At 67.3% G+C, this 547-nt stretch carries 1 protein-coding gene; it reads left to right on the top strand.

Translation table 11 applies throughout. The features are described from left to right. Positions 1-17: 17 nt before the first annotated feature. A complete protein-coding gene (locus IF46_RS0132005; protein WP_030492141.1) occupies positions 18-542 on the top strand; it encodes a C39 family peptidase in 525 nt (174 codons plus the stop codon). Positions 543-547 lie beyond the last annotated feature (5 nt).

The raw sequence follows: 547 nt of genomic DNA, 5'->3' as shown, positions 1-547 counted from the left end.
CAGAGGAGCACGCCATCATGCGTACCGATCTGATCCGTAAGACCGCACTGACCGCTGCTGGCCTCGCGTTCACCGGCGGCGCCATCGCCGGCCCCGTGACCATGGCCTACGCCGCCTCCGACGCCAAGCCCGCGTCGCAGACCCAGACCGACCGCAAGAACCACAGCGAGCGGGAACTAGGCGTGCGCTACGAAGCCCAGCCGAACTTCTACTACTGCGGCCCCGCCGCCACCCGAAACGCCCTGTCCGTACAGGGCAAGAACATCAACGTCGCCAAGCAGACCGACACCCTGCGCACCGACATCGTGCGCACCGTCGACGACGGCCGCGCCGTAGTCGCCAACATCGCCGGCACCACCACCGACACCGACGGCACCGTCCACTCCTTCGAAGGCGGGCACTACATCAGCGTCGTCGGCTACCGCGACAACGGCAACACCGTCAAGATCGCCGACTCCGCCGACCCCAACATGGCCTCCTACTGGATCAGCGTCGAGCACCTCGCCGACTGGATCGCCACCCGCGGCTACTCCACCAGCTGACCCAC

Origin of the sequence: Micromonospora chokoriensis (genome assembly GCF_000718555.1) — a bacterium.
In the GTDB taxonomy this organism is placed as follows: Bacteria; Actinomycetota; Actinomycetes; order Mycobacteriales; family Micromonosporaceae; genus Micromonospora; species Micromonospora chokoriensis_B.
The sequence above is the reverse complement of the archived record's forward strand: the minus strand, read 5'-3'. Positions and strand labels throughout refer to the sequence as shown.

Bases quoted from the DNA above. Each gene is read 5' to 3' on its own strand.
- IF46_RS0132005 (WP_030492141.1), top strand. From the start codon at position 18: ATGCGTACCGATCTGATCCGTAAGACCGCACTGACCGCTGCTGGCCTC.